This is a genomic window from Dichotomicrobium thermohalophilum (genome assembly GCF_003550175.1).
GTDB lineage: Bacteria > Pseudomonadota > Alphaproteobacteria > Rhizobiales > Rhodomicrobiaceae > Dichotomicrobium > Dichotomicrobium thermohalophilum.
The window spans coordinates 1302337-1326459 of record NZ_QXDF01000001.1 but is presented as its reverse complement, the minus strand read 5'-3'; the positions used below and the strand labels follow the sequence as shown (position 1 = coordinate 1326459).

20 protein-coding genes are annotated in these 24123 nt (G+C 65.0%); 1 reads left to right on the top strand and 19 read right to left on the bottom strand.

Translation table 11 applies throughout. The features are described 5' to 3' along the window. Window position 1: 1 nt before the first annotated feature. The 3 genes from BXY53_RS06050 to BXY53_RS06040 are packed head-to-tail and all read right to left on the bottom strand — an operon-like array spanning window position 2 to window position 4963. Window positions 2-886, bottom strand: coding sequence for a DUF6671 family protein (locus BXY53_RS06050; protein ID WP_119060958.1), 885 nt, complete (start codon window positions 884-886; stop codon window positions 2-4). Continuing rightward, on the bottom strand, window positions 876-3386 hold the full coding sequence (locus BXY53_RS06045; RefSeq protein WP_342634964.1) for a YbcC family protein: 2511 nt from the start codon (window positions 3384-3386) through the stop codon (window positions 876-878). The genes BXY53_RS06050 and BXY53_RS06045 overlap by 11 nt, the downstream gene beginning before the upstream one ends. Then, window positions 3383-4963, bottom strand: a complete 1581-nt coding sequence (locus BXY53_RS06040) for an NADH-quinone oxidoreductase subunit L (protein WP_119060956.1) — start codon at window positions 4961-4963, stop codon at window positions 3383-3385. The genes BXY53_RS06045 and BXY53_RS06040 overlap by 4 nt, the downstream gene beginning before the upstream one ends. Before the next feature lie 103 nt (window positions 4964-5066). Between BXY53_RS06040 and BXY53_RS06035 the strand changes: the two genes are divergently transcribed. Then, window positions 5067-5963, top strand: coding sequence for a LysR family transcriptional regulator (locus BXY53_RS06035; protein WP_119060955.1), 897 nt, complete (start codon window positions 5067-5069; stop codon window positions 5961-5963). Here BXY53_RS06035 and BXY53_RS06030 read toward each other — a convergent pair. The 16 genes from BXY53_RS06030 to nuoI form a co-directional block, all read right to left on the bottom strand. After that, window positions 5960-6322 carry a hypothetical protein gene (locus BXY53_RS06030; protein ID WP_119060954.1) on the bottom strand — a complete coding sequence of 121 codons (363 nt, stop codon included), beginning with the start codon at window positions 6320-6322 and terminating at the stop codon, window positions 5960-5962. The genes BXY53_RS06035 and BXY53_RS06030 overlap by 4 nt on opposite strands. A 10-nt stretch (window positions 6323-6332) precedes the next feature. Beyond that, window positions 6333-9791, bottom strand: a complete 3459-nt coding sequence (gene dnaE / locus BXY53_RS06025) for a DNA polymerase III subunit alpha (protein WP_119060953.1) — start codon at window positions 9789-9791, stop codon at window positions 6333-6335. An 86-nt stretch (window positions 9792-9877) separates the two neighbouring features. Next, window positions 9878-10549 carry a dioxygenase family protein gene (locus tag BXY53_RS06020; protein ID WP_119060952.1) on the bottom strand — a complete coding sequence of 224 codons (672 nt, stop codon included), beginning with the start codon at window positions 10547-10549 and terminating at the stop codon, window positions 9878-9880. 24 nt (window positions 10550-10573) lie between these two features. Then, window positions 10574-11302 carry an ABC transporter ATP-binding protein gene (locus tag BXY53_RS06015; RefSeq protein ID WP_210209156.1) on the bottom strand — a complete coding sequence of 243 codons (729 nt, stop codon included), beginning with the start codon at window positions 11300-11302 and terminating at the stop codon, window positions 10574-10576. 6 nt (window positions 11303-11308) lie between these two features. Continuing rightward, entirely contained in the window at window positions 11309-12577 is a 1269-nt protein-coding gene (locus tag BXY53_RS06010; protein WP_119060951.1) for a lipoprotein-releasing ABC transporter permease subunit, read from the bottom strand. A gap of 9 nt (window positions 12578-12586) precedes the next feature. Beyond that, window positions 12587-13942, bottom strand: coding sequence for a proline--tRNA ligase (gene proS, locus BXY53_RS06005; protein WP_119060950.1), 1356 nt, complete (start codon window positions 13940-13942; stop codon window positions 12587-12589). A gap of 452 nt (window positions 13943-14394) precedes the next feature. Further along, a complete protein-coding gene (locus BXY53_RS06000; protein ID WP_119060949.1) occupies window positions 14395-14670 on the bottom strand; it encodes a DUF1467 family protein in 276 nt (91 codons plus the stop codon). 40 nt (window positions 14671-14710) lie between these two features. Beyond that, the gene (gene mce / locus BXY53_RS05995; protein ID WP_119061795.1) at window positions 14711-15115 is read right to left on the bottom strand and encodes a methylmalonyl-CoA epimerase; all 405 of its coding nucleotides are present in this window, start codon (window positions 15113-15115) and stop codon (window positions 14711-14713) included. Between the two features lie 52 nt (window positions 15116-15167). Next, complete coding sequence (locus BXY53_RS05990) at window positions 15168-16841, bottom strand: ribonuclease J (RefSeq protein WP_119060948.1); 1674 nt, start codon at window positions 16839-16841, stop codon at window positions 15168-15170. Next, complete coding sequence (locus tag BXY53_RS05985) at window positions 16834-17637, bottom strand: biotin--[acetyl-CoA-carboxylase] ligase (protein ID WP_119060947.1); 804 nt, start codon at window positions 17635-17637, stop codon at window positions 16834-16836. Before BXY53_RS05985 ends, BXY53_RS05990 begins: the two co-directional genes overlap by 8 nt. Next, entirely contained in the window at window positions 17637-19082 is a 1446-nt protein-coding gene (gene nuoN / locus BXY53_RS05980; protein WP_245410373.1) for an NADH-quinone oxidoreductase subunit NuoN, read from the bottom strand. Before nuoN ends, BXY53_RS05985 begins: the two co-directional genes overlap by 1 nt. A 15-nt stretch (window positions 19083-19097) precedes the next feature. Further along, window positions 19098-20612 carry an NADH-quinone oxidoreductase subunit M gene (locus BXY53_RS05975; RefSeq protein WP_119060946.1) on the bottom strand — a complete coding sequence of 505 codons (1515 nt, stop codon included), beginning with the start codon at window positions 20610-20612 and terminating at the stop codon, window positions 19098-19100. 4 nt (window positions 20613-20616) lie between these two features. Beyond that, window positions 20617-22560: an NADH-quinone oxidoreductase subunit L gene (gene nuoL / locus BXY53_RS05970; RefSeq protein WP_119060945.1), complete on the bottom strand. Its 1944-nt coding sequence runs from the start codon at window positions 22558-22560 to the stop codon at window positions 20617-20619. A 24-nt stretch (window positions 22561-22584) separates the two neighbouring features. Then, window positions 22585-22893 (bottom strand): NADH-quinone oxidoreductase subunit NuoK, encoded by a 309-nt coding sequence (gene nuoK / locus BXY53_RS05965; RefSeq protein ID WP_119061793.1) that lies wholly within the window; start codon window positions 22891-22893, stop codon window positions 22585-22587. Between the two features lie 81 nt (window positions 22894-22974). Beyond that, window positions 22975-23583: an NADH-quinone oxidoreductase subunit J gene (locus BXY53_RS05960; RefSeq protein ID WP_119060944.1), complete on the bottom strand. Its 609-nt coding sequence runs from the start codon at window positions 23581-23583 to the stop codon at window positions 22975-22977. Window positions 23584-23622: 39 nt separating this feature from the next. Next, on the bottom strand, window positions 23623-24114 hold the full coding sequence (gene nuoI, locus BXY53_RS05955; protein ID WP_119060943.1) for an NADH-quinone oxidoreductase subunit NuoI: 492 nt from the start codon (window positions 24112-24114) through the stop codon (window positions 23623-23625). Window positions 24115-24123: the final 9 nt, after the last annotated feature.

Genomic DNA, 24123 nt, shown 5'->3' with positions numbered 1-24123 from the left:
ATCAAGGGTTGCACAGGTGGCAGTGGCGCGGGTCGGCGGCCTCCAACCCGTCCGCGCGGGGGCGGCGCTCGTGCCGGTCGCAAGCCGCGCAGCCGAACACCTCGAACCGGACCAGCCCGCTGGGCGCGCCGCATCCCGCGCAGGGCAACCCGCTCTCGACATCGACCATGCCGTAGCCCGGCGCGCCGCAATCCGGGCACAGCCGCGCCAGCCGCGCCGCGAACCGCTCGGCCAGACGGGTGAGCGTGGCCATCCGGCGCGGGTTCACATGCGCGCGCATGTCTGTCTGGACAAAGGCCTTGCCGTCCACCGCTTCCCGCGCGGCGTCGCGGATCGCCGCCATCAACGCGTTCTGCTCTCGGATGCCCTTGCGGACTGGGGCGTCGATGGGGTCGCGTCCGTTGGGCCGCACGATCAGCCCCGTTTCCGGAAATTCGACGCGGACGAGAAACGCGTCCAAATCATCGCCCGCGCCCACCACCGCATGATCGTAATGCGGCGCCTCCTCGATGATGTGCTCCTTGACGATCAGCCCGCGCGCATCGTCCACCAGCACGATTAGCTCGACCCCGGCCGCGATGAACGGGATCTGCGGATGCGGGCCGTAAGCGCCCTCGTTCGCCAGCCCGAGCGGCAGCCCGGCGGCGTCCATGCCGAGCCGCGCCTTGGCGATCGCGGCTTCCTCGATCGTGCCGGCGCGCGGAGTCTCGCCGGTAAAGGTGCCGAGCCGATCGGTGTTCAGGCCCCGGGGCACGATGACCTGAAGCCCGACCTGCTCGGCGAGAGTGGGCGCGATAGCCCGCTCCTTCCGGTGCATCGTGGCGAGCGCGGCTTGCCCGCCCGCATAAGGGTGGGGCCGTGCCTGTGTCTCCGGCTCAAGCCGCATCCGCGACCTGCTCCCGGGTGACCGCCTCCCATTCGCCGCCGCCGGCATAGCGCCAGGCGATCTTGCCGCTGTCGTCCATGGCGAACAGGTAGAGCCAGCCATTGTCGACGAGATTGCGGACCACCTCATGCTTCTCGATGATCGCATTCATCGCCTCGCGCGGCGCTTCGATCACCACCGACAGCCGCAGCGGCTCGTGGATCAGCCGCTCGCCGTCATGGACCGACTGCCAGGGCAGGCCCGTGCGCAGGTCGCCGCCATTGCCCTCCAGCACGCCGAGCGTTCCGACCACGTTATGCAGCACCTTGTTGCCGCAGCCGAACACGCGGTTGTCCACCGTGGAGCCGTAGTACTGCAGGCTGATCCAGCTCGCAACGACCATTGGCGCTGTCATGATCAGCTCCAGCGTGGCGAAGTTCTCGTCCTGCCGCCAATCATAGTTGTGCAGGAAGCTCCGGCCGTCGAGGTCGCGCCCGGCCGTGCGGCTGCGCGGCGCAGCGATGAAGGCGGCGCAACCGGCCAGCCCCCATTCGGGCCGCACCTGCGCCCAGTCCTGACTGCGGGCGATGACCTGCGCGTCGATCTCGCGGCCGCTGTCGATGTTCAGCAGGGCCGAGCGCTCGGCCCGCGCCAGATGCCCCGCGCGATCGAGCCAATCCTTGAGCCGCGCGAGATCGTCGGCGTGGCTTTCCGGCACCGTCTCCAGATCGAACAGCTCGACCTCGTCGGTGGTGGTGTCATGCAGCGCGCCGATGAAGATCGTGTCCTCCGGCACGTGTATGCCCCGCTCCGCCAGCCCGGCGCGCACTTCCGGGTCGTTCAGGATGGCCGCGGCAACGCGCGCATTCGCCTCGCCGGTGTGGCCGCCGCAGGCGCCGCAGTCCAGCCCGCTGGCGTGCGGGTTGTTGACAACCGTTGCGCCGTGGCCGGCCAGCAGGACGATCCGCGCGAAGTCCGACGTCATCGACATTGCCTTCAAGACGCCCTCGGCCATATCCAGCCGCTGCTCCGGCGTGAACCCGGTTTCCCGCCCGGCCATCGCCCGTGTCTCGATCTCCGGCTTCAGGCGCTTTTCGACCGAGGCGTCCAGCCCGTCAGAAGCCGGATGGGTGACCGTCCGCGACAACCCCGTGGCATCGCTGACCAGCTTGACGAGATACGAAATACCGACCGTCTCGACGAAGGCAAAGGACGACACCGCAGCCAGCTTGAACGACTTCCAGGCCTTCGACGCGCGCCGGCGCAGCCGCCGCAGGCCGAGGATCTCAACTTCCTCCTCCGGCGTGGCGTCGCGCACCGTCTCGCGCACGGTGAATTGCGGGGTCAGCAGCACCGGGCACTGCGACCCGCCCTCGTTCTTGCCGATCGGGATGTACTCGATGGCAAAGCCGAAGAAACCGGCGAACCCGATCGTCTCGACCTCCGGAGAGACGCTTTCCAGCGACCGGCGGAACACTTCCGAACGCACGTCGATGCAGAAGGCGGCCTGAACCTTCTTGCGCGCTTCGGGGGTCGCCGGCGCGCTGCCGTTGAGCTTGCCGACCAGTTCGCGCTGCCAGGCGACGTCATAGGCCGTCTGTAGCACGGCATCTATGGCGAGCGCCTGCCCGTCAACGGCCGCGACTGGATAGGCCTCCGCCCAACGCGCGAGAAAGTCGGCGTCTGACTGATACCGCTCGAACAGGATCAGCTCATAAGCCAGCCGCACGGCGAGGAACTGGCGCAGCGTCTCGTCCTCGCGGTCGTAAAGCTCGGCATCCCAGACCTTGTAGCGCGCATAGGCCGCCCAGCCGCCGACGGTCATGAGCAGACGGTGGAGATAGGGCTCCACGCTGTCGTTATCCAGTCCGAGCCGCTTGATTGCCGCGACGATCAGCGCGTCCGCATCTTCCGGCAGCGCGGCGACTGCGGCGCGGATGCTCCCCATACCGGCGAATTCCGGGGTGCGGTCAACCATCGCTGTCTCGCGCCAGTGCACGTAAGGCGGCTGTGTCTGGCCGGCGGACGGCCAGGAAGCTTGCCCCTCATCAAACTGGTCGGCCGCCCAGAGAGAGATGCGCTCGGCGATGAACCCCGGCCAATCCTTGCCGGAAACCCGGGCCGCAATGTCGGCGACCGTCGTCAAGGTCGGCGGCAGTGCCGTCTCCTGCCGCGCCGCGGCGATCACCGTGTCCGGATCGGCCGGCATACCCGCGCCCTTCACTCGCTCAAGCGCCGCGGCGATGTCGTCCCTGGTGATCCGGCCGGACTCGATCGCGTCGAGATAGTAGCTGCGCGGCATCGTCATCCGGGCGCCGGCAGTGCGGGCCAGCGCCTCGGCGGCCTCGGCGAAGTCATGGTCTGCCAGCCCCCAGAACGGATTGACCGCGACGAAGTGCTTGAGCGGCCAGAGCGGCGCAATGCGCTTGCCGGCGCGGTCGGCCGCCGCGATGATCGCCGCGTCAGTCACGGCCATTGCGTCCTTAAAGTCAGTCATCTGGTTAGCGGGCAAGACGTTCATTGCGCTCCTCCCTGCTTATGGGCAGCCGGCCGGTCAAAGGCGCCGACGAAACGGTCGAAAAGGCTGTTCACATAAAGGCCGTTGGCAATGTGTACGCGGGCGGCGCGCCAGAATGGCGTGGCCGCGCGCGACGGCTCGATGATCTGCAGGACGGTGACCGCGGCGAACGACGCGACAGCCAGCGCCATGATCGCGTAGGCAAACGGGCCCGGCGCGGGCGGCGGGGGCAAAGTGTCGGCGAGAAGCATCTGCGCCCCGCCCTGCAATACGAAGTAGGCTATCGTGACGGTGGTCGCGGCCGCGAGCGTGCGGCCGATGACATAGGCGTTCAGCTTCCCTGCGGCCGATTGCGCGATGAACAGGGTCAGCCCCATTATGAGGATCGCGCCGAGCGCCAGGATCTGCGGGGCCACATCACCGGCAAGGCCGAATCCCGCGCCGATGCCGGTGTAAAGCACCAGTGCCAGTGCAAGCGCGAGCAGCACATGCGAGACCCGCGGCGGTGTCTTCTCCGGCACCCAGGAGGTGCGGGCGATGTCGATCACGCTGCCCGAGGACAGGAACGCGTGCGCCTTGTAGAGCGAGTGCGCCACGATATGCAGCACCGCAAGCGCAAAGGCGCCAAGGCCACATTGCAGCATCATGAAGCCCATCTGCGCGACCGTGGACCAGGCCAGCGAAACCTTGATGCTGGTCTGGGTGAGCATGACCACGGCGCCAAAGAGCGCGGTGAAACCGCCGATGATGGCGAGCAGGTGGAGCGACGCGGCGGAGAGCAGCATCACGTCGGCAAAGCGGACAATCAGGAAGCCCCCGGCGTTGATGATGCCGGCGTGCAAGAGCGCGGAGACCGGCGTGGGCGTCTCCATGACCTCCGGCAGCCAGCCGTGAAACGGGAACTGTGCGGACTTCAAGAGCGCGGCGCCGACCAGCAGCAGCGCGGCGACAGCGATCGTGGTGGAGGCTTCCGCCTGCGTCGCAGCAGAGAGGATGGCGCCAATATCGGCTGTACCGAAAGCCTGATAGAGCAGCATGGCCGCGCCGATCAGCAGCGCGTCGCTCATGCGTGCGGTAATGAACTTCTTGCGCCCGGCAATGACCGCCTTCGGCCGCTCCGCGTAAAAAAGCAGCAAGGTTTGCAGCGCGAGGCTCGTCCCGATCCACGCGAGCACCAACATGACCAGATTGCCGGACAGGACGAGCAACACCACCGAAGCCAGCGTTAGACAGAGCCGCCCGGTAAACACGCCCTGGCGCGCATCGCCATCCATGTAGTTGCGGCTGTATTCGACCACGATCGCGCCGACAAACGCGACGAGCAAGAACATGACGGCGCTCACCGCATCGAGCCGCAGCGACAGTCCGAGGCCCTCAGACCCGATCGTCGGCGTCGTCAGAGGGCCATAAAGTGCGACGGACACGCCAGCTACCACGGCAATCGCCAGTGCAGCGAGGGTGGCGACACGCGCAAAATCCAGCAAGCCGCGCGGCCTCATGCCCGGCGCCGATTGCGCATAGACCCAGACGGCCAGCAGAGCCAGCGGCGCGGCGACAACAGCCACAGCGAACAGCTCCATCCTTTATCCTCCGGATTGCTTCACGTTCCCCGGTTAGATAGCAGCGCGCATTCCATCTATAAAATTCATTGTTAAGATCGGTTCGTTCTCTTAAATAGAAGATATGGCGATCCTGAACTACAATCACCTGCGCTACTTCTGGGCCGTCGCCCATGAGGGCAATCTCACGCGCACGGCGGAGCGGCTGAACGTGTCGCAATCGGCGCTGTCCACACAGATCCACAAGCTGGAGCATCAGCTTGGCCACAACCTGTTCGAACGGCGCGGCAAACAGCTCGTGCTGACCGAGGCGGGCCGCATCGCCCTCGATCACGCTGATTCGATCTTCGCCACGGGCGAGGAGTTACTCGACACGCTGAAGGAAAGCGGCAGTGCCGCGCGGCAGGTGCTGCGTGTCGGCGCGCTGTCGACGCTGTCGCGGAACTTTCAGGTCGCCTTCCTGCGCCCCATTCTTGGCCGTGCTGACGTGGAGGTCATTCTGCGCTCCGGCGGGCTCGCCGATCTGTACCAGGCTCTGGAGGCCCTGCGGCTCGATGTGGTGCTGGTCAACCAGGCCCCGGCGCGCGACTCGGTTACGCCGTGGATTTCCCATGCCATCGCCGAGCAGCGGGTCAGCCTCGTCGGCACGCCGGATCGGGTCGGCAATGGCGGAGAACTGCGCGATCTTCTGGAGCAGCACCCGATCATTCTGCCCTCACTCGACACAGGCGTGCGCACCGGGTTCGACGCACTCGCCGACCGGCTTGAGGTGCGCCCGCAGATCGCCGCGGAGGTGGACGACATGGCGATGATGCGGCTCATGGCGCGCGAGGGCATCGGCCTGGCGGTGGTGCCGCCCATCGTGGTGAGGGACGAACTGGCCAATGGTCGGCTGGTGGAAGCAAACCAGCTTCCGGGTGTGAGCGAGACCTTCTACGCCGTCACGCTCGCGCGCCGCTTCCCGAATCCGCTCGTGCGCGAATTGCTCCGGGCGCACCAAGAGACGGAACCAGCCGCCTAGTGGGGGACCGCGACCCTCATTTCCGCGCCGCCGAGTTCATGCACACTGTCATGCGCCCGTAGCGTGACTTCCTCGACATCTGCCGGGATCACCACACCCATGAGCGAGCGGGTAAAAGGCTGCTCGTTCACATGCGGATGCAGCAACTCGCGCGAGCCCAGCACCTCGCCATCCGGCCCGAGCACGTCCCAGCGGTCAGCGTAGTGGTCCCAGCCCTCGTCGGCATGACGTACAGTCACATCGAAACGGAACGTGCCATCGCCCTGCTTTGCCACTTCAACATCGACGACATCCGCCTCCCCGGCCATCACCGGTCCGCCGACCACCAGCGCAATCATCATCAGCGCACGCAGAAACATCTCGCCTCCCTTAAACCGGCCGGACCTCGCGCACGCCCGGCAGCGTCTTGAGCGCGCTCAGGTTTCGCGGCGAGAGGTCATAACCCTCGCCCAACTCGAAGCGGACCTCACGGCCAAGCTCGTCAAGCCGCACCGCCAGGCTGAGCCGGCCTGAGCCGCCGGGCGAGAGCCGCTTGACCAACTCGTCCAGCGCCACGTCCGAGTCGACGCAGATCGCCGCGCCGGACTGCTTCCGCCCCATCAGGTCATCCAGGGTCTGAACGCTGATCACCCGAGTCTTGAGATTGTCGCCTTCAACATCGCATTCCACCGTGAGCACGACATTGTGACCGGGTTCCAGCGCCTCGGCCGCCGCCGCCAGCGTCTCAGAGAACACCACTGCCTCGAACTGGCCAGTCGGATCGGAGAAGCCCGCGAAGGCAAAGCGATTGCCGGATTTCGACTTGCGCTCCTGCTTGTAGAGCACCGTTGCCGCCACCTTGCCGCCTGCGCCGTTCTGCGCGCGCGCCTTGGCCTCGAAGCTCGCCCAGTCCGGAATGTTCAGCGCGGAAAGCATGTCACGGTAGTCATCGAGCGGATGTCCAGACAGGAAAAACCCGACCGCCTCCAGCTCCTGCGACAGCCGCTCCATCAACCCCCAGCGCGGGGCCGCGCGCAGCGCCAGCGTCGGCGGCTCGGCCTCGCCCGCGCCGAACAAATCGCTTTGCCCCGCCGCCCGGTCGCCGGCCAGACGGCCCGCCGCGCCGAGGATCACATCCACATTGGCGCAAACCTTCGCGCGGTCCGGCTCCAGGCAGTCGAAAGCGCCAGCCGCCGCCAGCGACTCCAGCGCGCGCTTGTTGACGATGCGCGGATTGATGCGCGCGGCGAAGTCGGCAAGGCTCTGGAATGAGCCGCCGCTATCGCGCTCGGCCACGATGTGCTCAACGACCGACCGCCCGACATTGCGCAGCGCGGCCAGCGAATAGCGGATCGCGCCGTCCTGCGGGAGGAACTCCACGCCGGACTCGTTCACCGATGGCGGCTCCAGCCCCACGCCCATGCGCCGCGCTTCCTGGACGAACACGTTGAGCTTGTCGGTATTGCCCATGTCGAGCGTCATCGACGCGGCAAGGAACGCCACCGGATGGTTCGCCTTGAGATAGGCCGTCTGGTACGCCAGCAGCGCGTAGGCGGCGGCGTGGGACTTGTTGAAGCCGTAGCCCGCGAACTTCGCCACCAGGTCGAAGATGTGCGCCGCCCGCGCCTTCTCGACACCGCGCTCCACCGCGCCGGAGATGAAGCGATCGCGCTGCTTGTCCATCTCCGCCTTGATCTTCTTGCCCATCGCGCGGCGCAGCAGGTCAGCTTCGCCCAGGCTGTAGCCGGACAGCTCCTGGGCGATCTGCATCACCTGCTCCTGATAGATGATGACCCCGTAGGTCTCCTTCAGGATGGGCTCGATGCGCGGATGCAGGTAGTCCGGTTCCTCGCGGCCATATTTGCGGTTGATGAACGGGTCGATGTTGTCCATCGGGCCGGGCCGGTAGAGCGAGACCATCGCGATGATGTCCTCGAACCGGTCCGGCTTGAGCTTGCGCAGCGCCTCGCGCATGCCCGTGCTTTCCAGCTGGAAGACGCCAACCGTGTCGCCGCGTGCGATCAGATCGTAGGTCGCCGTGTCGTCCAGCGAGAGCTTGTCGAGGTCAAGAGCATCCCCGTCGCGCTCCACCAGCCGGCGCGCGTTCTCGATGACTGTCAGCGTCTTGAGGCCCAGGAAATCGAACTTCACCAGCCCCGCCGGCTCGACCCACTTCATGTTGAACTGCGTGACAGGCAGGGGCGAACGCGGGTCGCGATAGAGCGGGACCAACTCTTCCAGCGGCCGGTCGCCGATGACCACACCAGCGGCGTGCGTCGAGGCGTGGCGGTAAAGCCCTTCGAGGCGCTGCGCAATGTCGAGAAGCTGGGCGACGATCTCCTCGCTGTCGCGCGCTTCCTGCAGCTTCGGCTCGTCGTCGATGGCCTGCTGCAGCGTCACCGGATTGGCCGGGTTGTTCGGAACAAGTTTGCACAGCCGGTCCACCTGCCCATAAGGCATCTGCAGAACGCGGCCCACATCGCGCAGCACGGCGCGGGCCTGCAGCTTTCCGAACGTAATGATCTGCGCGACGCGGTCATGGCCGTATTTGCGCTGGACGTAGCCAATCACCTCGTCGCGCCGATCCTGGCAGAAGTCGATGTCGAAGTCCGGCATCGACACGCGTTCCGGGTTCAGAAAGCGCTCGAACAGCAAGCCGTGGCGCAGCGGATCGAGGTCCGTGATTGTCAGCGCCCAAGCGACCGCCGAACCCGCGCCCGACCCACGCCCCGGCCCGACGGGGATGCTCTGTTGCTTCGCCCACTGGATGAAGTCCGCGACGATCAGGAAGTAGCCGGAGAAGTTCATCGACGTGATGACGTCGAGCTCGTGCTGGAGCCGGGCCTCATAGTCTTCGCGCTCGAAACCAGAGGCACAGCCCTGTCGCTCAAGCCTTGCCTCCAGCCCGGCCCAGGCCTGCTGACGCAGTGCCGCGTCCTCGGCCTGCTTGCGCTCCTCTGCACTGCCCGCGCCATCCGTGGCGAATTCCGGCAGGATCGGCGGGTGGGTGCGCACGCGGAAGGCGCAGCGGCGCGCGATCTCGACCGTGTTCTCCAGCGCCTCGGGCAGATCGGAGAACAGGCTCATCATCTCTGCGCGCGTCTTGAAGCGGTGCTCCGGCGTCAGGCGGCGGCGGTCCTCCTCGACGACGTAGCGCCCTTCGGCGACGCAGATCAGCGCGTCATGCGCCTCGAAATCCTCTTCGGCCGGGAAGTAGCACTGATTGGTCGCCACGAGCGGCAGGTCGTGCGCATAGGCCAGTTCGACCAGCGACGGCTCGACAGCGCGCTCGCTCGCCAGCCCGTGGCGCTGCAGCTCGACATAAAGCCGGTCCGGGTAGATCGCGGCGAGCCGCTCCAGCAGGCGCTTCGCACGCGCTTCGTCGCCCTCGCGCAGAGCCGCGTCGATCGGCCCTTCCGGACCGCCGGTGAGCGCGATCAATCCTTCGCCGTGGTGCTCCAAATCGGCCAGCGTGACGAACGGCTCGCTATCCTCACAGTGGTCGAGATAGGCGAGGCTCGACAGCTTCATCAAGCTGGCATAGCCGGTCTCGTCCTTGGCAATCAGCGCGATCGCGCCGTCAGGGCGCGGGGCCGTGTCAGGACGCCCGTTGCCGGTCTCGTCGAAGCTCACCGACAGCGTGCAGCCCACGATCGGCTGGATACCCGCGCCAGCAAGCGTTTCGGAAAACTCCAGCGCGCCGAACAGGTTATTGCGATCGGCGATGGCGAGCGCCGGTTGCGCATCGGCCTGCGCCAGTTCGCAGAGCTTCTTGATGGGCAGCGCGCCTTCCAGCAATGAGTAAGCCGAATGCACGCGCAGATGGATGAAGCCGGGTCCCGTGGTCATCGCGCCTTGCTCGCATGACTGATCGCGATGAAGGTAGCGCCGCGCGCTGCGATTCGCACGCCGGGCGGGCGGTCTGTCCCCACCGGCTAGCCGAGTACGATGTCGAACTGAGCGGAGAGGGCGCCCGGCTCTACAGCGCCTGCGTCTTCGAGCGGCACGATCACATTCGCCCGCTGCGCTGGGTCGGTAATGCGCTCCAGGACAAAATCCCGCGCATTAGCCGGTTCGCCGGCAAAATACATCTGGGTGACCAGCGTGTCGCCACCGGGCTGCATGATCTTGAAGTGGATGTGCGGCGTGCGCCCGGAATAGGCCGCGGGTTTGATCGTGCGGAAGACATAGCGGCCTTCGGCATCCGTTTCCACGCGCCCGCGGCCCTGAAAGCCGGAATCGGCTTTGCGCCGCCCCCGTTCGTCCCACGGGTGGTGATAGACACCCTTCGCATCGCACTGCCAGATCTCGACAATCGCGCCTTCGATTGGTTCGCCGCGCCGATCCAGCACGCGCCCGCGAATGTGGAGCACGGTGCCGAGCGCCTTCGCGTCCTCGCCTTTCACCAGCACAAGGTCATTGTCGATGTCACCGAGCCATTCCGGTGGATAAAACGGCCCCTCGGTCTGGCCCGGTGTCGGGGTGAGCTTCGGTTCAGGGGCGGCATGCGCCGGCGCGAGTTTCCCCGTAGCCGCCGCGGCAAGGGCCGCGCAGAGGCCGGAAACCGCAGCGCGCCGGCCAATCCAGGGTGTGCGAATGCGGAACATTGTGCGTCTTGCTCCCGCGGGGATCTATGCGCTGCCCGAAGAGGACCGCGCTCGCGCCGGATCATGCGCCAAAAGCAGACCGTCTTCAAGCTGCACGACCCTGTCCATCCGCTCGGCCAGCTCAAGATTGTGTGTAGCGATGACGGCGGCCAGCCCCGCCTTGCGCACGAACTGCAGGAGCTGTTGAAAAACGCGCTCTGCGGTTGGCGGGTCGAGGTTCCCGGTCGGTTCGTCGGCCAGCAGCAGCTTCGGCGCGTTGGCCACGGCGCGGGCGATCGCCACGCGCTGCTGCTCGCCGCCGGACAACTCGGCCGGGCGATGATCGGCGCGCTCGGCCAGCCCGAAAATCTTGAGCAGATCGCGCGCCCGCCGCTCCGCCTCCTTGCGGTCCAGCCCGGCGATCCGCTGCGGCAGGACGACATTCTCCAGCGCGGAAAACTCCACCAGCAGATGATGAAACTGATAAACGAAGCCCACCTCTGTGCGGCGTACGCGCGTGCGCGAGACATCGTCCAGCTCGGCGCATTCCTGCCCCCCGATTGCTACCGAGCCGGTATCCGGCCGCTCCAGCAGCCCGAGGATGTGCAGAAGCGTCGATTTGCCCGCGCCGGAGGGGCCCACCAGCGCCACGGTCTCGCCCGGCCAGATTTCCAGATCGGCGCCGCGCAGCACATGAATTTCGCGCGGACCTTGCCTGAAGCAGCGACGCAGCCCGCTGGCCCTCAGCGCCGGTCGTGTTATCCGCTGCTCCACGCTACCTCACTCATATCGCAGGGCGTCGACCGGGTCGAGCCGGGCCGCCCGCCAGGATGGATAGATCGTCGCCAGCACCGATAGCGACAGCGCCATGATCACCACGGTTGCCACCTCCCAGAGGTCCATGTCCGCTGGCAGCCGCGAGAGAAAATACACGTCCGGCGAGAACAGGTCCGTGTTCGTCACATAGGCGATGAACTCGCGGATCGATTCGATGTTCAGGCAGACCACCACGCCGAGAATCAGCCCGGCCAGCGTGCCCACCACGCCGATGCTCGCGCCGGTAATGAAGAACACGCGCATGATCGCACCGCGCGTCGCGCCCATCGTGCGCAGGATGGCGATGCTGCTGCTCTTGTCCTTCACCAGCATGATGAGACCGGAGATGATGTTCAGCGCAGCGACCAGCACGATCAGGGTCAGGATCAGGAACATCACGTTCCGCTCGACCTTGAGCGTGTTGTAGAAGGTCGCGTTGCGCTCGCGCCAGTCCGACATAATCAGGTTCGGCGGCAAGAGAGAGGCAAGCTCGGGCCGCACAGCATTCACCGCATCCGGGTTATCGAGCATGACCTCCAGCGCCGTTACAGACTCCGGGCTGTTGAAGAAGGCCTGCGCCTGCTGCAATGGCAGGAAGGCGATCGTCTCGTCGTACTGGCTCATGCCGATCTCGAAGATTGCCGCGACCGGATAACGCTGAATGCGCGGCGCCGTGCCGAACGGCGTCTGCGACCCGCGCGGCGAAACGAGCGTGATCCCGTCGCCGACCCGCACGCCGAGCGCATTTGCCAACCGGGTGCCGAGCACGATGCCACGCCGATCGTCGAAGCCGTCGAGCGTGCCGAAATAGATGTTGCGGCCGACGGCCTCAAGGTTCTTCAGGTCATTCTCGCGAATGCCGCGGACGATGACCCCGCGTGCGGTCTCCTCGGCGGAGATCATCACCTGCCCCTCGACGAGCGGGATCGCCTTTTGCACCTGCTCGACCTCGCGCAGGCGCGTGGCCACCTCGTCGTAGTTCTTGAACTCTTCGCCGAGGGGACGCACCAGCATGTGGCCGTTCAGGCCGAGAATCTTGTCGAACAGTTCGTTGCGAAAGCCGTTCATCACCGCCATGACGATGATGAGCGTAGCCACGCCCAGCATGATGCCGATGAAGGAAAAGCCGGCGATGACCGAGATGAAGCCTTCCTTGCGCCGCGCGCGCAGATAACGCAGCGCCAGCATCCATTCAAAGCCGGAGAAAGGTCCGGTGTCCTGTGCGCGGGCCATACGGCTTCCCTAATCGAGCTGGATCGGACGCGGTGCGCCGGTCGGCACCTGCGCGACCAACATGTTCAGCGCCTCTTCCGGGCTCATCGTGCTGCGCTCACCGGTGGCGCGGCGCTTGACCTCGACCTCTCCGGATTTCAGGCCCTTCGGGCCGATGATCACCTGCCATGGCAGGCCAAGAAGGTCCATCGAGGCGAACTTCGCGCCGGCGCGCTCATCCGTGTCGTCGTAGAGGACGTCGAGCCCGGCGTTGCGCAGCTTGGCGTAGAGATCTTCGCAGGCCGCGTCGGTCTGCGCGTCGCCTGTCTTCAGGTTCACGAGGCCAACGAAAAACGGCGCCACCGTGTCCGGCCAGACAATCCCGGCATCGTCATGGCTTGCCTCGATGATCGCGGCCGGCAGGCGCGAGACGCCGATGCCGTAAGATCCGGAATGCAGCGTGACAAGATTTCCGTCCGGCCCCTGCACGCGGCAGCGCATCGGGTCGGAATACTTCGTGCCGAAATAGAAAATGTGCCCGATCTCGATACCCCGCGCGCTCACTTGCTTGTCCTCCGGCACCTCGCGGGCGAACTGTGCGTGGTCGTGCATGTCGCTGGTGGCGGCGTATTTGCTCGTCCACTCCTCGACAATGCCGCTGAGGTCCGCGTCGTAGTCGACATCCTTCGGCGCCGGCGTCTCCACGAGATCGCGGTGGCAGAACACCTCGCTCTCGCCGGTGTCGGCCAGGATGATGAATTCGTGACTGAGGTCGCCGCCGATCGGCCCGGTTTCCGCGGCCATCGGGATCGAGGTCAGCCCCATCCGCTCGAAGGTGCGCAGATAGGACACGAACATGCGGTTGTAGGACTTGCGCGCGTCCTCCGCCGTCAGGTCGAAGGAATATCCATCCTTCATCAGGAACTCGCGCCCGCGCATGACGCCGAAACGCGGCCGGACCTCGTCGCGGAATTTCCACTGGATATGATAGAGGATGCGCGGCAAATCGCGGTAGGACTTCGCCGAATCTCGGAACAGCTCGGTAATCTGCTCCTCGTTGGTGGGGCCATAGAGCATGTCCCGACCGTGCCGGTCCTCGATGCGCAGCATCTCCTGGCCGTAATCGTCGTACCGGCCGCTCTCCCGCCAGATATCGGCAAGCTGGATCGTGGGCATCAGGAGTTCGATCGCGCCAGCGCGGTCCTGCTCCTCACGCACGATCTGCTCGATTTTCTTGAGCACGCGGAAGCCGAAAGGCAGCCAGACATAGATGCCCGCGCTCGCCTGGCGGATCATGCCGGCGCGCAGCATCAGCCGGTGCGAGACGATCTCCGCCTCTTTCGGGTCATCGCGCAGGATCGGCAAAAAATAGCGGCTCAGTTTCATCACAGAGTCCCAGGACTGAAGCGTATACGGGCCTCACGCACGGCCCCGTGCCTGCGAGCGGCATACCCGACAAAGGCGCCAAGCGCAATGCCGACCCCACCGTGCTCACAACCCCCGAATGTTCAAATCTGCGCCCCGCCTTCAACGAATTGCTCATTGATTGGGCAACATCATCACGAAATGATGACAAGGCGCGCAGGTTGGGCTATCGTCATGATGCGTCGCTGACGTCGTCCGACCGTATCCGCCAAGGAGCATAACGCATGGATGCCGGTGTCACGCGCGCCCGAGTCTGGGGAGGAAGGCTCTAAAACTTTAAAGAATCTCCGGTCAACCGGGGCTCCAGGTTGCATGAGCAAGACTGATAAAAAGGGCGGTTCAACGCTCGGTTGAAATTCTACTGAAATGTCTTGCATTAAGACGGGCAAGGTCGCGCGCCTTGCCTTTTTTATTTAGTCGAACCGCTCGTATTTCGGCAGGAAGGGAATGCTGTCGAGCGGGATCAGCCGGTACTCCACCACCGCATAGATTGGTGCAAAGATCAGGGCGGCGAGTATGGTCGTAATCGCGAACTTGCGCCAGATATACGGCACCGAAGGCGCTCCCGGCTCCGAGCCTTCGACAACCTCACCCTGCTCTTCCTGTGAGCGCACGCCGAACGGCAGGACCATGAACAGGACCATCCACCAGCACACCAGATAAGTCGCAATCGCAAAAGGCAAGCTCACGCAGGCCTCCTCGTGTTCTCCTCGCGCGCGTCAAGCGGCCTCAGGCCTGCTCGAGCTCGATCAGTGTGCCGCAGAAGTCCTTGGGGTGCAGGAACAGGACCGGTTTGCCATGCGCGCCGATTTTCGGTTCACCGTCCCCCAGGATCCGCGCACCTTCGGCCAGCAGCTTGTCGCGCGCGGCATGAATGTCTCCTACCTCGTAGCAGACATGATGAATGCCGCCCTCGGCGTTCTTCTCAAGAAATTTGGCGATTGGCGAGGCATCTCCCAAGGGCTCCAGCAGCTCGATCTTGGTATTCGGCAGCTCAATAAACACTGTGCTCACGCCGTGATCGGGCTGTTCGACCAGGTCGGATACCGTCGCCCCGAGCGTGTCGCGATACTGGGCCGCAGCGGCACGGGCATCGGGTACGGCAATCGCCACATGATTCAGTCGTCCAAGCACCATTCTCCTCCATTTCGCGGATGCTCAATGGGCGAAAGGATACGTGGCGCGCTCATACCGTGGCAATGCGAACCGTGCACAGCGGCTTCTTGCCCCAGGCCTGGTTGATCGCGCCGCGGACCGAGCGTCGCACCGCCTCGCCCAGCGTGCGGGGGTCCTTGCGCCGCGGGCGGGGGATGCCGTCGAAGGCGTTGAAGATGGCGCGCTCGGCGATCTCGGCGAAGAGCTGGCCATGTTCGTCGAGGTTGGGGATACCGTGCATGACAATGTGCGGGTCCGCAGCCATCTCCCCCTTGCGGTCGACCACCACGAACACCGTGACCGTGCCGACGAAACTGAGCTTGCGCCGCTCGCGCAGCGGGCCGTCGTCCTCGCGCAGCAGCAGCGTGCCGTCGCGCAACAGCCGACCGACGGGGACCTCGTCGATGATCTCGGCCGGGCCGGGGCAGAGTCGGGCCATGACGCCGTTGCGCACATTGCGCAGGGCCGACAACCCCTCCTCCTTTGCCAGGTTGACGTGCTCGTACAGGTGCCGGTCCTCGCCGTGCATCGGAACAACCACGCGCGGGCGCGTCCACTGATACATCTGCCGAAGTTCGCCGCGTCGGCAGTGGCCGGAGGAATGGATCGGCCCGTCAGGATGGTGCTCGATGATCTTCACGCCAAGGCGCGAGAGGTTGTTGTAGACCTTGTAAATCCCGTCCTCGTTGCCGGGGATCATGCGGCTGGAATAGACCACCCAGTCACCGCGCGAGAGAGTCACGTTCGGGTGTTCATCCTCGGCGATGCGGGCCAGCGCCGCGCGCGGCTCGCCCTGGCTGCCGGTGCACAACATCACGACCTTTTCCGGCGGCAGGTAACCGTAGTCCTCCTCGTCCAGATAGCTGAGATGCTCGGGCCAATAGCCCGTTTCCTCCGCCGCATCGATGATCCGGCGCATCGCGCGCCCGACGATCACCAGATGACGGTCGGCGGCGTGGGCAGCCTCGGCGATGGCAATGAGGCGCGCCACGTTCGACGCGAACGTGGTGAAGGCGATGCGATACGGCGCATCAGCCACCAGCTTCTTGAGCGTCTCGGCGACTTCACCCTCGGAGAAGGTTGCTCCCTCCGTCACGGCGTTCGTGCTGTCGCAGATGAGTGCGTCGATGCCCTCATCGCCGAGTTCGGTCAACCGCTTGACATTGGTTGGCTCGCCAAGGCCCGGCGCCTCGTCGATTTTCCAGTCCGCGGTATGCAGCACCAGCCCGCCGCCGGCGCGGATCGCCAGCGCATTCGTCTCCGGGATCGAGTGCGCCATGTTGATGAATTCGACGTCGAACGGGCCGATGGTCAGTCGGCCCTCATACGGCACCTCGATCAACTCAACCTGCTTGCCCCAGTCCCGCTGGGCGAGCTTCCCCTTGAGCAGTGTCAGCGCGAACCGCGTCCCATAGACCGGTGCGCGCAGGCGCGGCCACAGTTCCTCGACCGCGCCGATGTGATCCTCATGCGCATGAGTCAGGACAATTCCGACGAGGTTGCGTTCGGCCTCGATGTAGGTGGTGTCCGGCGTGATGATCTCGATACCGGGCTCCTCCCCGCTGGGAAAGGTGACGCCGCAGTCCACCATCAGCCACTGGCGATCATCGGCCGGCCCGAACCCATAGAGATACATGTTCATGCCGATCTCGCCGATGCCGCCAAGCGGCAGAAAAACGAGTTCGGCGTCGCCGTTGTTATTCATGTCCTGTAGCTTCTTTCTTGCCCACTGGCGCTGCCCAGCCGATCGCGACGTCGCCCGCGGTGATGATCCGTTCCGCGCCGTTCTTGCGCAGGCGCAACGCGCCGGTCTCGTCCAGCCCGCCGAAGCGGCCCGCGATCTTTTCGCCGCCCAGCGTCACCGAGATCGGCGCGCCCAGCGGGACAGCGTGGCTCAGCCAAGCTTCGCGGATCTGCCCGAAGCCTGCACCGTCGTCCCAGATTGCCAGCCAGCGCGCGCTCGCCTCAGCCAGCACCGTAAGTGCCTGTTCCGGCGCGATTGTACAGCCATGTTCACGCAGCGAAGTAACCGCGCGGTTCAGCCCGGATGGCGCAGACGCCAGATTGAGACCGGTCCCAATCACGACCGCGCGCCCCCCTCCACTCAGAACGAGGCTTTCGATCAGCACGCCGCCGAGCTTGGCGCCGTCCAACATGATATCATTCGGCCATTTGAGCCGCAGCCGCCCCGCGACGGACTCCGCAGCCGAGGAAACCGCGTCTCGCGCTGCCAGTCCGGCGATGAGCGGCAGCCCGCCAATCGCATGCGCCGGACAGTTGAGCCGCAGCAAAAGGCTTGCATAGAGATTGCCTTCGGGCGAGTCCCAATCCCGGCCAAGCCTGCCACGCCCCTTCGTCTGCCGCGCGGCCCAGACCCAAAGCGGCGGCTCTGCCCCCTCCAGTGCGAGGGCCATGGCCTCGGCGTTGGTCGACGCGGTTTCAGACAGAAAGAGCGCGCGGTGGCCGCCAGGCAGCGTGATGAACGCGCGCCCCGTCGACATCAGACGAACAGCGCCTTGGCAGCGGCATCGGCCGCGGCAACCAGCGGACCAGGGGCGATGAAGAACAGCAGTGTGAAGGCGCTGGTCACGCCAAGCACGAAGCCGGGACCGCGCTCAAGCGGCTCGAACGCGTCTGCCGGCTCGTCGAAATACATGACCTTGACGATGCGCAGGTAGTAGTACGCGGCGATCACCGAGGCGACCACGCCGACCACCGCCAGCCAGGCCAGACCGGCGTTCACCGCCGCGGCGAACACGTAGAACTTGGCGAAGAAGCCTGCCAGCGGCGGGATGCCGGCCATGGAGAACATCAACATCGCCAGCAGGAAGGCGACCATCGGCTGATTCTTGGACAGCCCGGCCAGCTCGTCGACTCCTTCGACCATCCCCTCGGACCGGCGCATCGACAGGATGCAGGCGAAGGTGCCCAGCGTCATCGCCACGTAAATCGCCAGGTAGACGAGCACCGCCTGCGTGCCCTGCTGGCTGCTCGCGGACAAACCGACGAACATGTAGCCGACATGGCCGATAGAGCTGTAGGCCATCAGCCGCTTTATGTTCCGCTGCCCGATGGCGCCGAACGCGCCGAGGGCCATCGACGCGATGGACACCGCGATGATGATCTGCTGCCACTCGGCTGCCAGCGCCGGCACCGCGCTCATCAGCACGCGGACCAGAAGCCCCACCGCCGCCGCCTTGGCCGCGGCGGAGAACAGCGCCGTCGCCGGCGTGGGTGATCCTTCATAGACATCTGGCTGCCACATATGGAACGGCACCGCCGAGACCTTGAAAGCCAGCCCCGTCAGCACGAACACCAGCCCGAAGATCAGCCCGAGCGAAGCCCCTTGCGCCTGCGCCGTCAGGGCGATCGCCTCGAAAGAGGTGTTGCCGGTAAACCCGTAAATCAGCGACGAGCCGTAGAGCAGGAAACCGGAGGACAGCGCGCCGAGCACAAAGTATTTCAGCCCCGCCTCGCTGGAGCGCAACGAGTCCCTCCGGATCGCGGCGATGACATAGAGCGACAGGCTTTGCAGCTCCAGGGCAAGATAAAGCGAGATGAGGTCGTTGGCTGACAGCATGAGCATCATGCCGGTCGTCGCCAACAGCACAAGCACCGGGTATTCCGCGATGTCGAGCTTTGCGCCGCGCAAATAGTCCTGCGACATGGTCAGCGCGAGCGCGGCGGCGAGCAGCACCAGCACCTTCATGAACCGCCCGAAGCCATCGGCGATGAAGGCGCGGTCGAACAGCGTCACCGACTCAGCCGGCTGTGACACCACGAGCGCGGCCGAAATAACCAGAGCGCCGACGCTGGCCCAGGTCACGGTGCGTGCCGTGTCCTTGGTGAAGACCGAGAACATGAGCAGCACAATGGCGGCCAGCAGCAGGAATGCCTCCGGCGCAAGGGCGCTATGCGCGATCAGGAACGCGGTGAACTGTTCCACGGCCTGTAAGCCTCCTTATTGCGCCGCGGCCAGCCGCGCCTGCTCGGCAGCGGCCAGCGCGGCGTTGTAATCTTCGACCAGCTTGGCGACCGATACGCTCGTCACGTCCAGAAGCGGCGCCGGATAGAAGCCGAACAGGATCGTCAGGATCACCAGCGGCAGCATGATCGCGGCTTCGCGTGGCGTCATGTCGGTAATCGCACGCAGAGACGGCTTCTCCAGCACGCCAAAAATGATGCGCCGGTAGAGCCACAGCGCGTAAACCGCCGAGAGAATCACGCCGATCGCCGCGAACAGCGCCAGCCAGGTGTTGATCTGGAAAGCGCCGGTCAGGGCCAGGAACTCCCCGACGAAGCCGCTGGTTCCCGGAAGGCCGACATTGGCCATCGTGAACACCATGAAGCAGAAGGCATAAAGCGGCATCCGGTCGGCCAGCCCCCCATAGGCCGCGATCTCGCGGGTGTGGATGCGGTCATAGACCACGCCGACGCACAGGAACAGCGCGGCCGAGACAATCCCGTGGCTGAGCATCTGGAAGATACCGCCCTGCACGCCCTGCATGGTCAGCGTGAACACGCCCATCGTGACAAAGCCCATATGGGCGATGGAGGAATAGGCGATCAGCTTCTTCATGTCCTCCTGCGCGAAGGCGACCATCGAGGTATAGATGATCGCGATGACGCTGAGCGCGAAGATCAGCGGCGCCAGCTCGGCCGAGGCCAGCGGGAACATCGGGATCGAGAACCGCAGGAAGCCATAGCCCCCCATCTTCAGCAGGATCGCGGCAAGCACCACCGAACCGGCCGTCGGCGCCTCGACGTGCGCGTCGGGCAGCCAGGTATGGACGGGCCACATTGGCATCTTGACCGCGAAGGAAGCGAGGAACGCCAGCCACAGCCAGGTCTGCATCTCGGCGGGGAAATCGTAGGCCAGCAGCGTCGGGATGTCGGTCGTGCCAGCCTCGCCGTACATGACCAGGATCGCCACCAGCATCAGCACCGAGCCGAGCAGCGTGTATAGGAAGAACTTCAGGCTGGCATAGACCCGGCGCGCGCCGCCCCATACCCCGATGATGAGGAACATCGGGATCAGCCCGCCCTCGAAGAACAGGTAGAACACCACCAGATCGAGCGCGCAGAACACGCCGATCATCAGCGTCTCGAGAACGAGGAACGCGATCATGTATTCGCGCACGCGCTCCTTGATCGACACCCAGCTCGCCAGGATGCACAGCGGCATGACGAAGGTCGTGAGGATCACGAACAGCATCGAAATGCCGTCGACGCCGACATGGTAGGTGATGCCCGTCGCGAACCATTCGTATTTCTCGACGAACTGGAAATCGGCGGTCGTCGGGTCGAACTGCGCCCAGATCAGCAGGGACAGCGCAAAGGTGATCACCGTCGTCCAGAGCGCGACGTAACGGGCGTTGCGCGCCGCGATCTCGTCGCTGCCGCGGATCAGGAAAATGAACAGCGCGCCGGCGAGCGGCAGGAAGATCGTTGCTGAGAGGATCGGCCAGTCGGACATGCCCTTAAAAGCCTCCCCGGCTCAGGATCAGATAAAGGAAATAGCTGATGATGAGCGCGACTCCGACCAGCATGATGAAGGCATAGTGATAGACGAAGCCGGTCTGCAGCCGCACAACGCGGGCCGTGATGTCGGTCACACGCGCGGAAATGCCGTCGGGGCCGAGACCGTCGATGATCGCGCCGTCGCCCACCTTCCAGAGCTGGCGCGACAGCCACTTGTAGGGCCGTACGAAGATCCAGTCGTAAAGCTCGTCGAAATACCACTTGTTCAGCAGGAACAGGTGGATCGGCTTGAAGGCGCGTGTCAGCACGCCGGGCACGGCGGGGAAGGCGATGTAGGACAGCCAGGCGACCGCCAAGCCGATCAGCATGGCCACCGAGGGCGAGGCGACAACCCAGCCCGGAACGTGGTGCAGGTCGTAAAGAATCGTGTTGCCTTCCGCGGTGAAAAGCGATGCGCCCCAGAACGCCTCGTACCCATCCCCGATGAAGAACGTCTTGAACGCAAAGCCCGCGCCCAGCGCGCCGATTGCCAGCGCGATGAGCGGTCCGGTCATCACCGGCGGCGACTCGTGCACCTTGCCCAAGGCTTCATCGCCCATGCGCGGCTGGCCATGGAACGCCATGAACATCAGCCGCCATGAGTAGGCCGAGGTCAGGAACGCGGCGATGACCGTGGCCCAGAAGGCATACATCGCGACCGGATTTGCGCCCGCGTAGGCCGCCTCGACCACTGCGTCCTTGGAGTAGTAGCCGGCTGTCAGCGGGAAACCCGTCAGCGCAAGTGTGCCGATCAGCATCATCGCCCAGGTCAGCGGGATCTTGCGCGCGATGCCGCCCATCTTGCGCAGGTCCTGCTCCTCATGCAGCGCGTGGATCACCGACCCGGCGCCAAGGAACAGAAGCGCCTTGAAGAACGCGTGCGTGAACAGGTGGAAGATACCAACAGAATAGGCCCCGACCCCCAGCGCGACGAACATGTAGCCGAGCTGTGAGCAGGTCGAATAGGCGATAACGCGCTTGATGTCGTTCTGCGCGATGCCCACCGTGGCGGCAAAGAACGCGGTGATCGCGCCGAAGGCCGTCACGACCGTCAGCGCAACCGGCGCCAGCTCGAACAGCGGCGACATCCGCGCGACAAGAAACACGCCGGCCGTCACCATCGTCGCGGCGTGGATCAGCGCGGAGACCGGCGTGGGGCCTTCCATCGCGTCGGGCAGCCAGGTGTGCAGCAGGAACTGCGCGGACTTGCCCATCGCCCCCATGAACAGCAGCAGGCAGGCGACCGTCAGCAGGTCGAAGTCCTGCCCAAGGAAATGGATCGTCTCGTCCACCTTGCCCGGCGCGGCGGCAAAGATCGCGTCCAGGCTGATGGTGCCGAAGCTGGCGAAAATCGCGAAGATCCCGAGCAGGAAGCCGAAATCGCCGACGCGGTTGACGACGAACGCCTTTATCGCGGCCGCGTTTGCCGAGGGCTTGTGATACCAGAAACCGATCAGCAGGTAGGAGGCCAGCCCGACGCCCTCCCAGCCGAAGAACAGCTGCAAGAGGTTGTCCGCCGTGACCAGCGCCAGCATGGCGAAAGTGAAAAGCGAGAGATAGGCGAAGAAGCGCGGCTGGCCCTCATCATGCTCCATGTAGCCGATGGAGTAGATGTGCACGAGGCTGGATACGGTCGTGACCACGACAAGCATCACCGCCGTGAGCGTGTCGATGCGCAGGCTCCACTCCGCGACCATGTCGCCGGAGACGATCCACTCGAACAGCGTGACGCGTGCCGTCTCGCCGTCGAAGCCGACGGAGACAAACGCGATCCAGGAGAGAATGGCACTGATGACGAGGAGGGTGCTGGCGGTCCAGCCCGAGGCGGCATTGCCGATGTAGCGCCCAAAGAGGCCGACGAATAGCGCGCTGATCGCGGGCAGAAGAACGATGGCGGTATACATCTTGGCCGTCCCCCGTGTCGCGCGTCAGCCCTTGAGCACGTTGATCTCGTCCACCGCGATGGTGCCGCGGTTGCGGTAATAGACCACGACGATCGCGAGCCCGATGGCCGCCTCGGCTGCGGCGACCGTCAGCACGAACAGCGTGAAGATCTGGCCGACAAGGTCATTCAGAAACGCAGAAAACGCCACCAGATTGATGTTCACCGCGAGCAGCATCAACTCGATGGACATCAGGATCACGATGACGTTCTTGCGGTTGATGAAGATGCCGAAGACGCCGAGCGTGAACAGGATCGACGCGACCGTGAGGTAATGGGCCAGACCGATTTCCATCATTCATGCTCCCGTGCGCCGCGCGCCACCTGCGGCGATGCCATATCGCGCATGCGCGGACGCTGCAAGACGTTAGAGGCGTCACAGGCCCTGGCCGGGCTCGACGTGACGGACTTCGATGGCTTCGCTTGGCCGCCGGGCAACCTGAGCGGCGATGTCCTGGCGCTTGACGCCCTCGCGCTGGCGCAAGGTCAGGACGATGGCGCCGATCATCGCGACCAAGAGGATCACGCCGGCAAGCTCAAAGAAATAGACGTAGTCGGTATAGAGGATCGCGCCGAGCGCCTCGGTGTTGGTCACCTCACCGCCCGGTGTGGGCGCGGCACGCTGTGCCAGGCTCTGTTCCGAAATCGTCCAGGCGCCGATGACAAGGCTCAGCTCCACCAGGAGGACGATGCCGACCGCCGCGCCAATGGGCAGGTATTTGACGAAGCCGGCGCGCATCTCGGCGAAATCTACGTCGAGCATCATAACGACGAACAGGAACAGCACCATCACGGCGCCGACATAGACCACCACGAGAATCATCGCCAGGAATTCCGCCCCCAGCAGCACGAACAGCCCGGCAGAGTTGAAGAAGGCGAGGATCAGGAACAGGACACCGTGCACGGGGTTGCGCACCGTGATCACCATCAGCGCCGAAGCGATGGTGATGAACGAAAAGATGTAAAAGAAGGCCCCCGCAACCATGCCCTGTGATCCGCTCGGTTCGTTCGCCGCCTGCGAGGCTTAACGGTAGGGCGCATCGAGCGCAAGGTTTTTGGCGATCTCGCGCTCCCACCGGTCACCGTTGGCGAGCAGCTTCTCCTTGTCGTAGAGCAGCTCCTCGCGCGTCTCGGTGGCGAACTCGAAATTCGGCCCCTCGACGATCGCGTCAACCGGGCAGGATTCCTCGCAGTATCCGCAATAGATGCACTTGACCATGTCGATGTCGTACCGCGTGGTGCGCCGGGTACCGTCTGCGCGGCGCGGACCGGCCTCGATGGTGATCGCCTGGGCCGGGCAGATCGCCTCGCACAGCTTGCAGGCGATGCAGCGCTCCACGCCATTCGGGTAGCGGCGCAGCGCGTGTTCGCCGCGGAAGCGCGGGCTCAGCGGACCTTTCTCGAACGGATAATCGACCGTGGCTTTCGGCTTCACGAGATACTTGAGCCCAAGCCACAGGGAGGCAGCGAACTCCGCCAGCACCGCGACCCTGAATGCGCGAACAATTCGGCTCATCGGAACCTC

What these genes read in the sequence shown, in the direction of transcription:
- BXY53_RS05985 (WP_119060947.1), bottom strand. Translation starts at nt 17,637, where the DNA reads ATGTCGACGGGGCGCGCGTTCATCACGCTGCCTGGCGGCCACCGCGCG.
- BXY53_RS06040 (WP_119060956.1), bottom strand. Translation starts at nt 4,963, where the DNA reads ATGGAGCTGTTCGCTGTGGCTGTTGTCGCCGCGCCGCTGGCTCTGCTG.
- BXY53_RS06020 (WP_119060952.1), bottom strand. Translation starts at nt 10,549, where the DNA reads ATGTTCCGCATTCGCACACCCTGGATTGGCCGGCGCGCTGCGGTTTCC.
- BXY53_RS06030 (WP_119060954.1), bottom strand. Translation starts at nt 6,322, where the DNA reads ATGTTTCTGCGTGCGCTGATGATGATTGCGCTGGTGGTCGGCGGACCG.
- BXY53_RS05975 (WP_119060946.1), bottom strand. Translation starts at nt 20,612, where the DNA reads ATGTCCGACTGGCCGATCCTCTCAGCAACGATCTTCCTGCCGCTCGCC.
- nuoL (WP_119060945.1), bottom strand. Translation starts at nt 22,560, where the DNA reads ATGTATACCGCCATCGTTCTTCTGCCCGCGATCAGCGCGCTATTCGTC.
- BXY53_RS05990 (WP_119060948.1), bottom strand. Translation starts at nt 16,841, where the DNA reads ATGAATAACAACGGCGACGCCGAACTCGTTTTTCTGCCGCTTGGCGGC.
- BXY53_RS06035 (WP_119060955.1), top strand. Translation starts at nt 5,067, where the DNA reads ATGGCGATCCTGAACTACAATCACCTGCGCTACTTCTGGGCCGTCGCC.
- BXY53_RS06050 (WP_119060958.1), bottom strand. Translation starts at nt 886, where the DNA reads ATGCGGCTTGAGCCGGAGACACAGGCACGGCCCCACCCTTATGCGGGC.
- dnaE (WP_119060953.1), bottom strand. Translation starts at nt 9,791, where the DNA reads ATGACCACGGGACCCGGCTTCATCCATCTGCGCGTGCATTCGGCTTAC.
- BXY53_RS05960 (WP_119060944.1), bottom strand. Translation starts at nt 23,583, where the DNA reads ATGGTTGCGGGGGCCTTCTTTTACATCTTTTCGTTCATCACCATCGCT.
- nuoK (WP_119061793.1), bottom strand. Translation starts at nt 22,893, where the DNA reads ATGGAAATCGGTCTGGCCCATTACCTCACGGTCGCGTCGATCCTGTTC.
- proS (WP_119060950.1), bottom strand. Translation starts at nt 13,942, where the DNA reads ATGAAACTGAGCCGCTATTTTTTGCCGATCCTGCGCGATGACCCGAAA.
- BXY53_RS06010 (WP_119060951.1), bottom strand. Translation starts at nt 12,577, where the DNA reads ATGGCCCGCGCACAGGACACCGGACCTTTCTCCGGCTTTGAATGGATG.
- nuoI (WP_119060943.1), bottom strand. Translation starts at nt 24,114, where the DNA reads ATGAGCCGAATTGTTCGCGCATTCAGGGTCGCGGTGCTGGCGGAGTTC.
- BXY53_RS06045 (WP_342634964.1), bottom strand. Translation starts at nt 3,386, where the DNA reads ATGAACGTCTTGCCCGCTAACCAGATGACTGACTTTAAGGACGCAATG.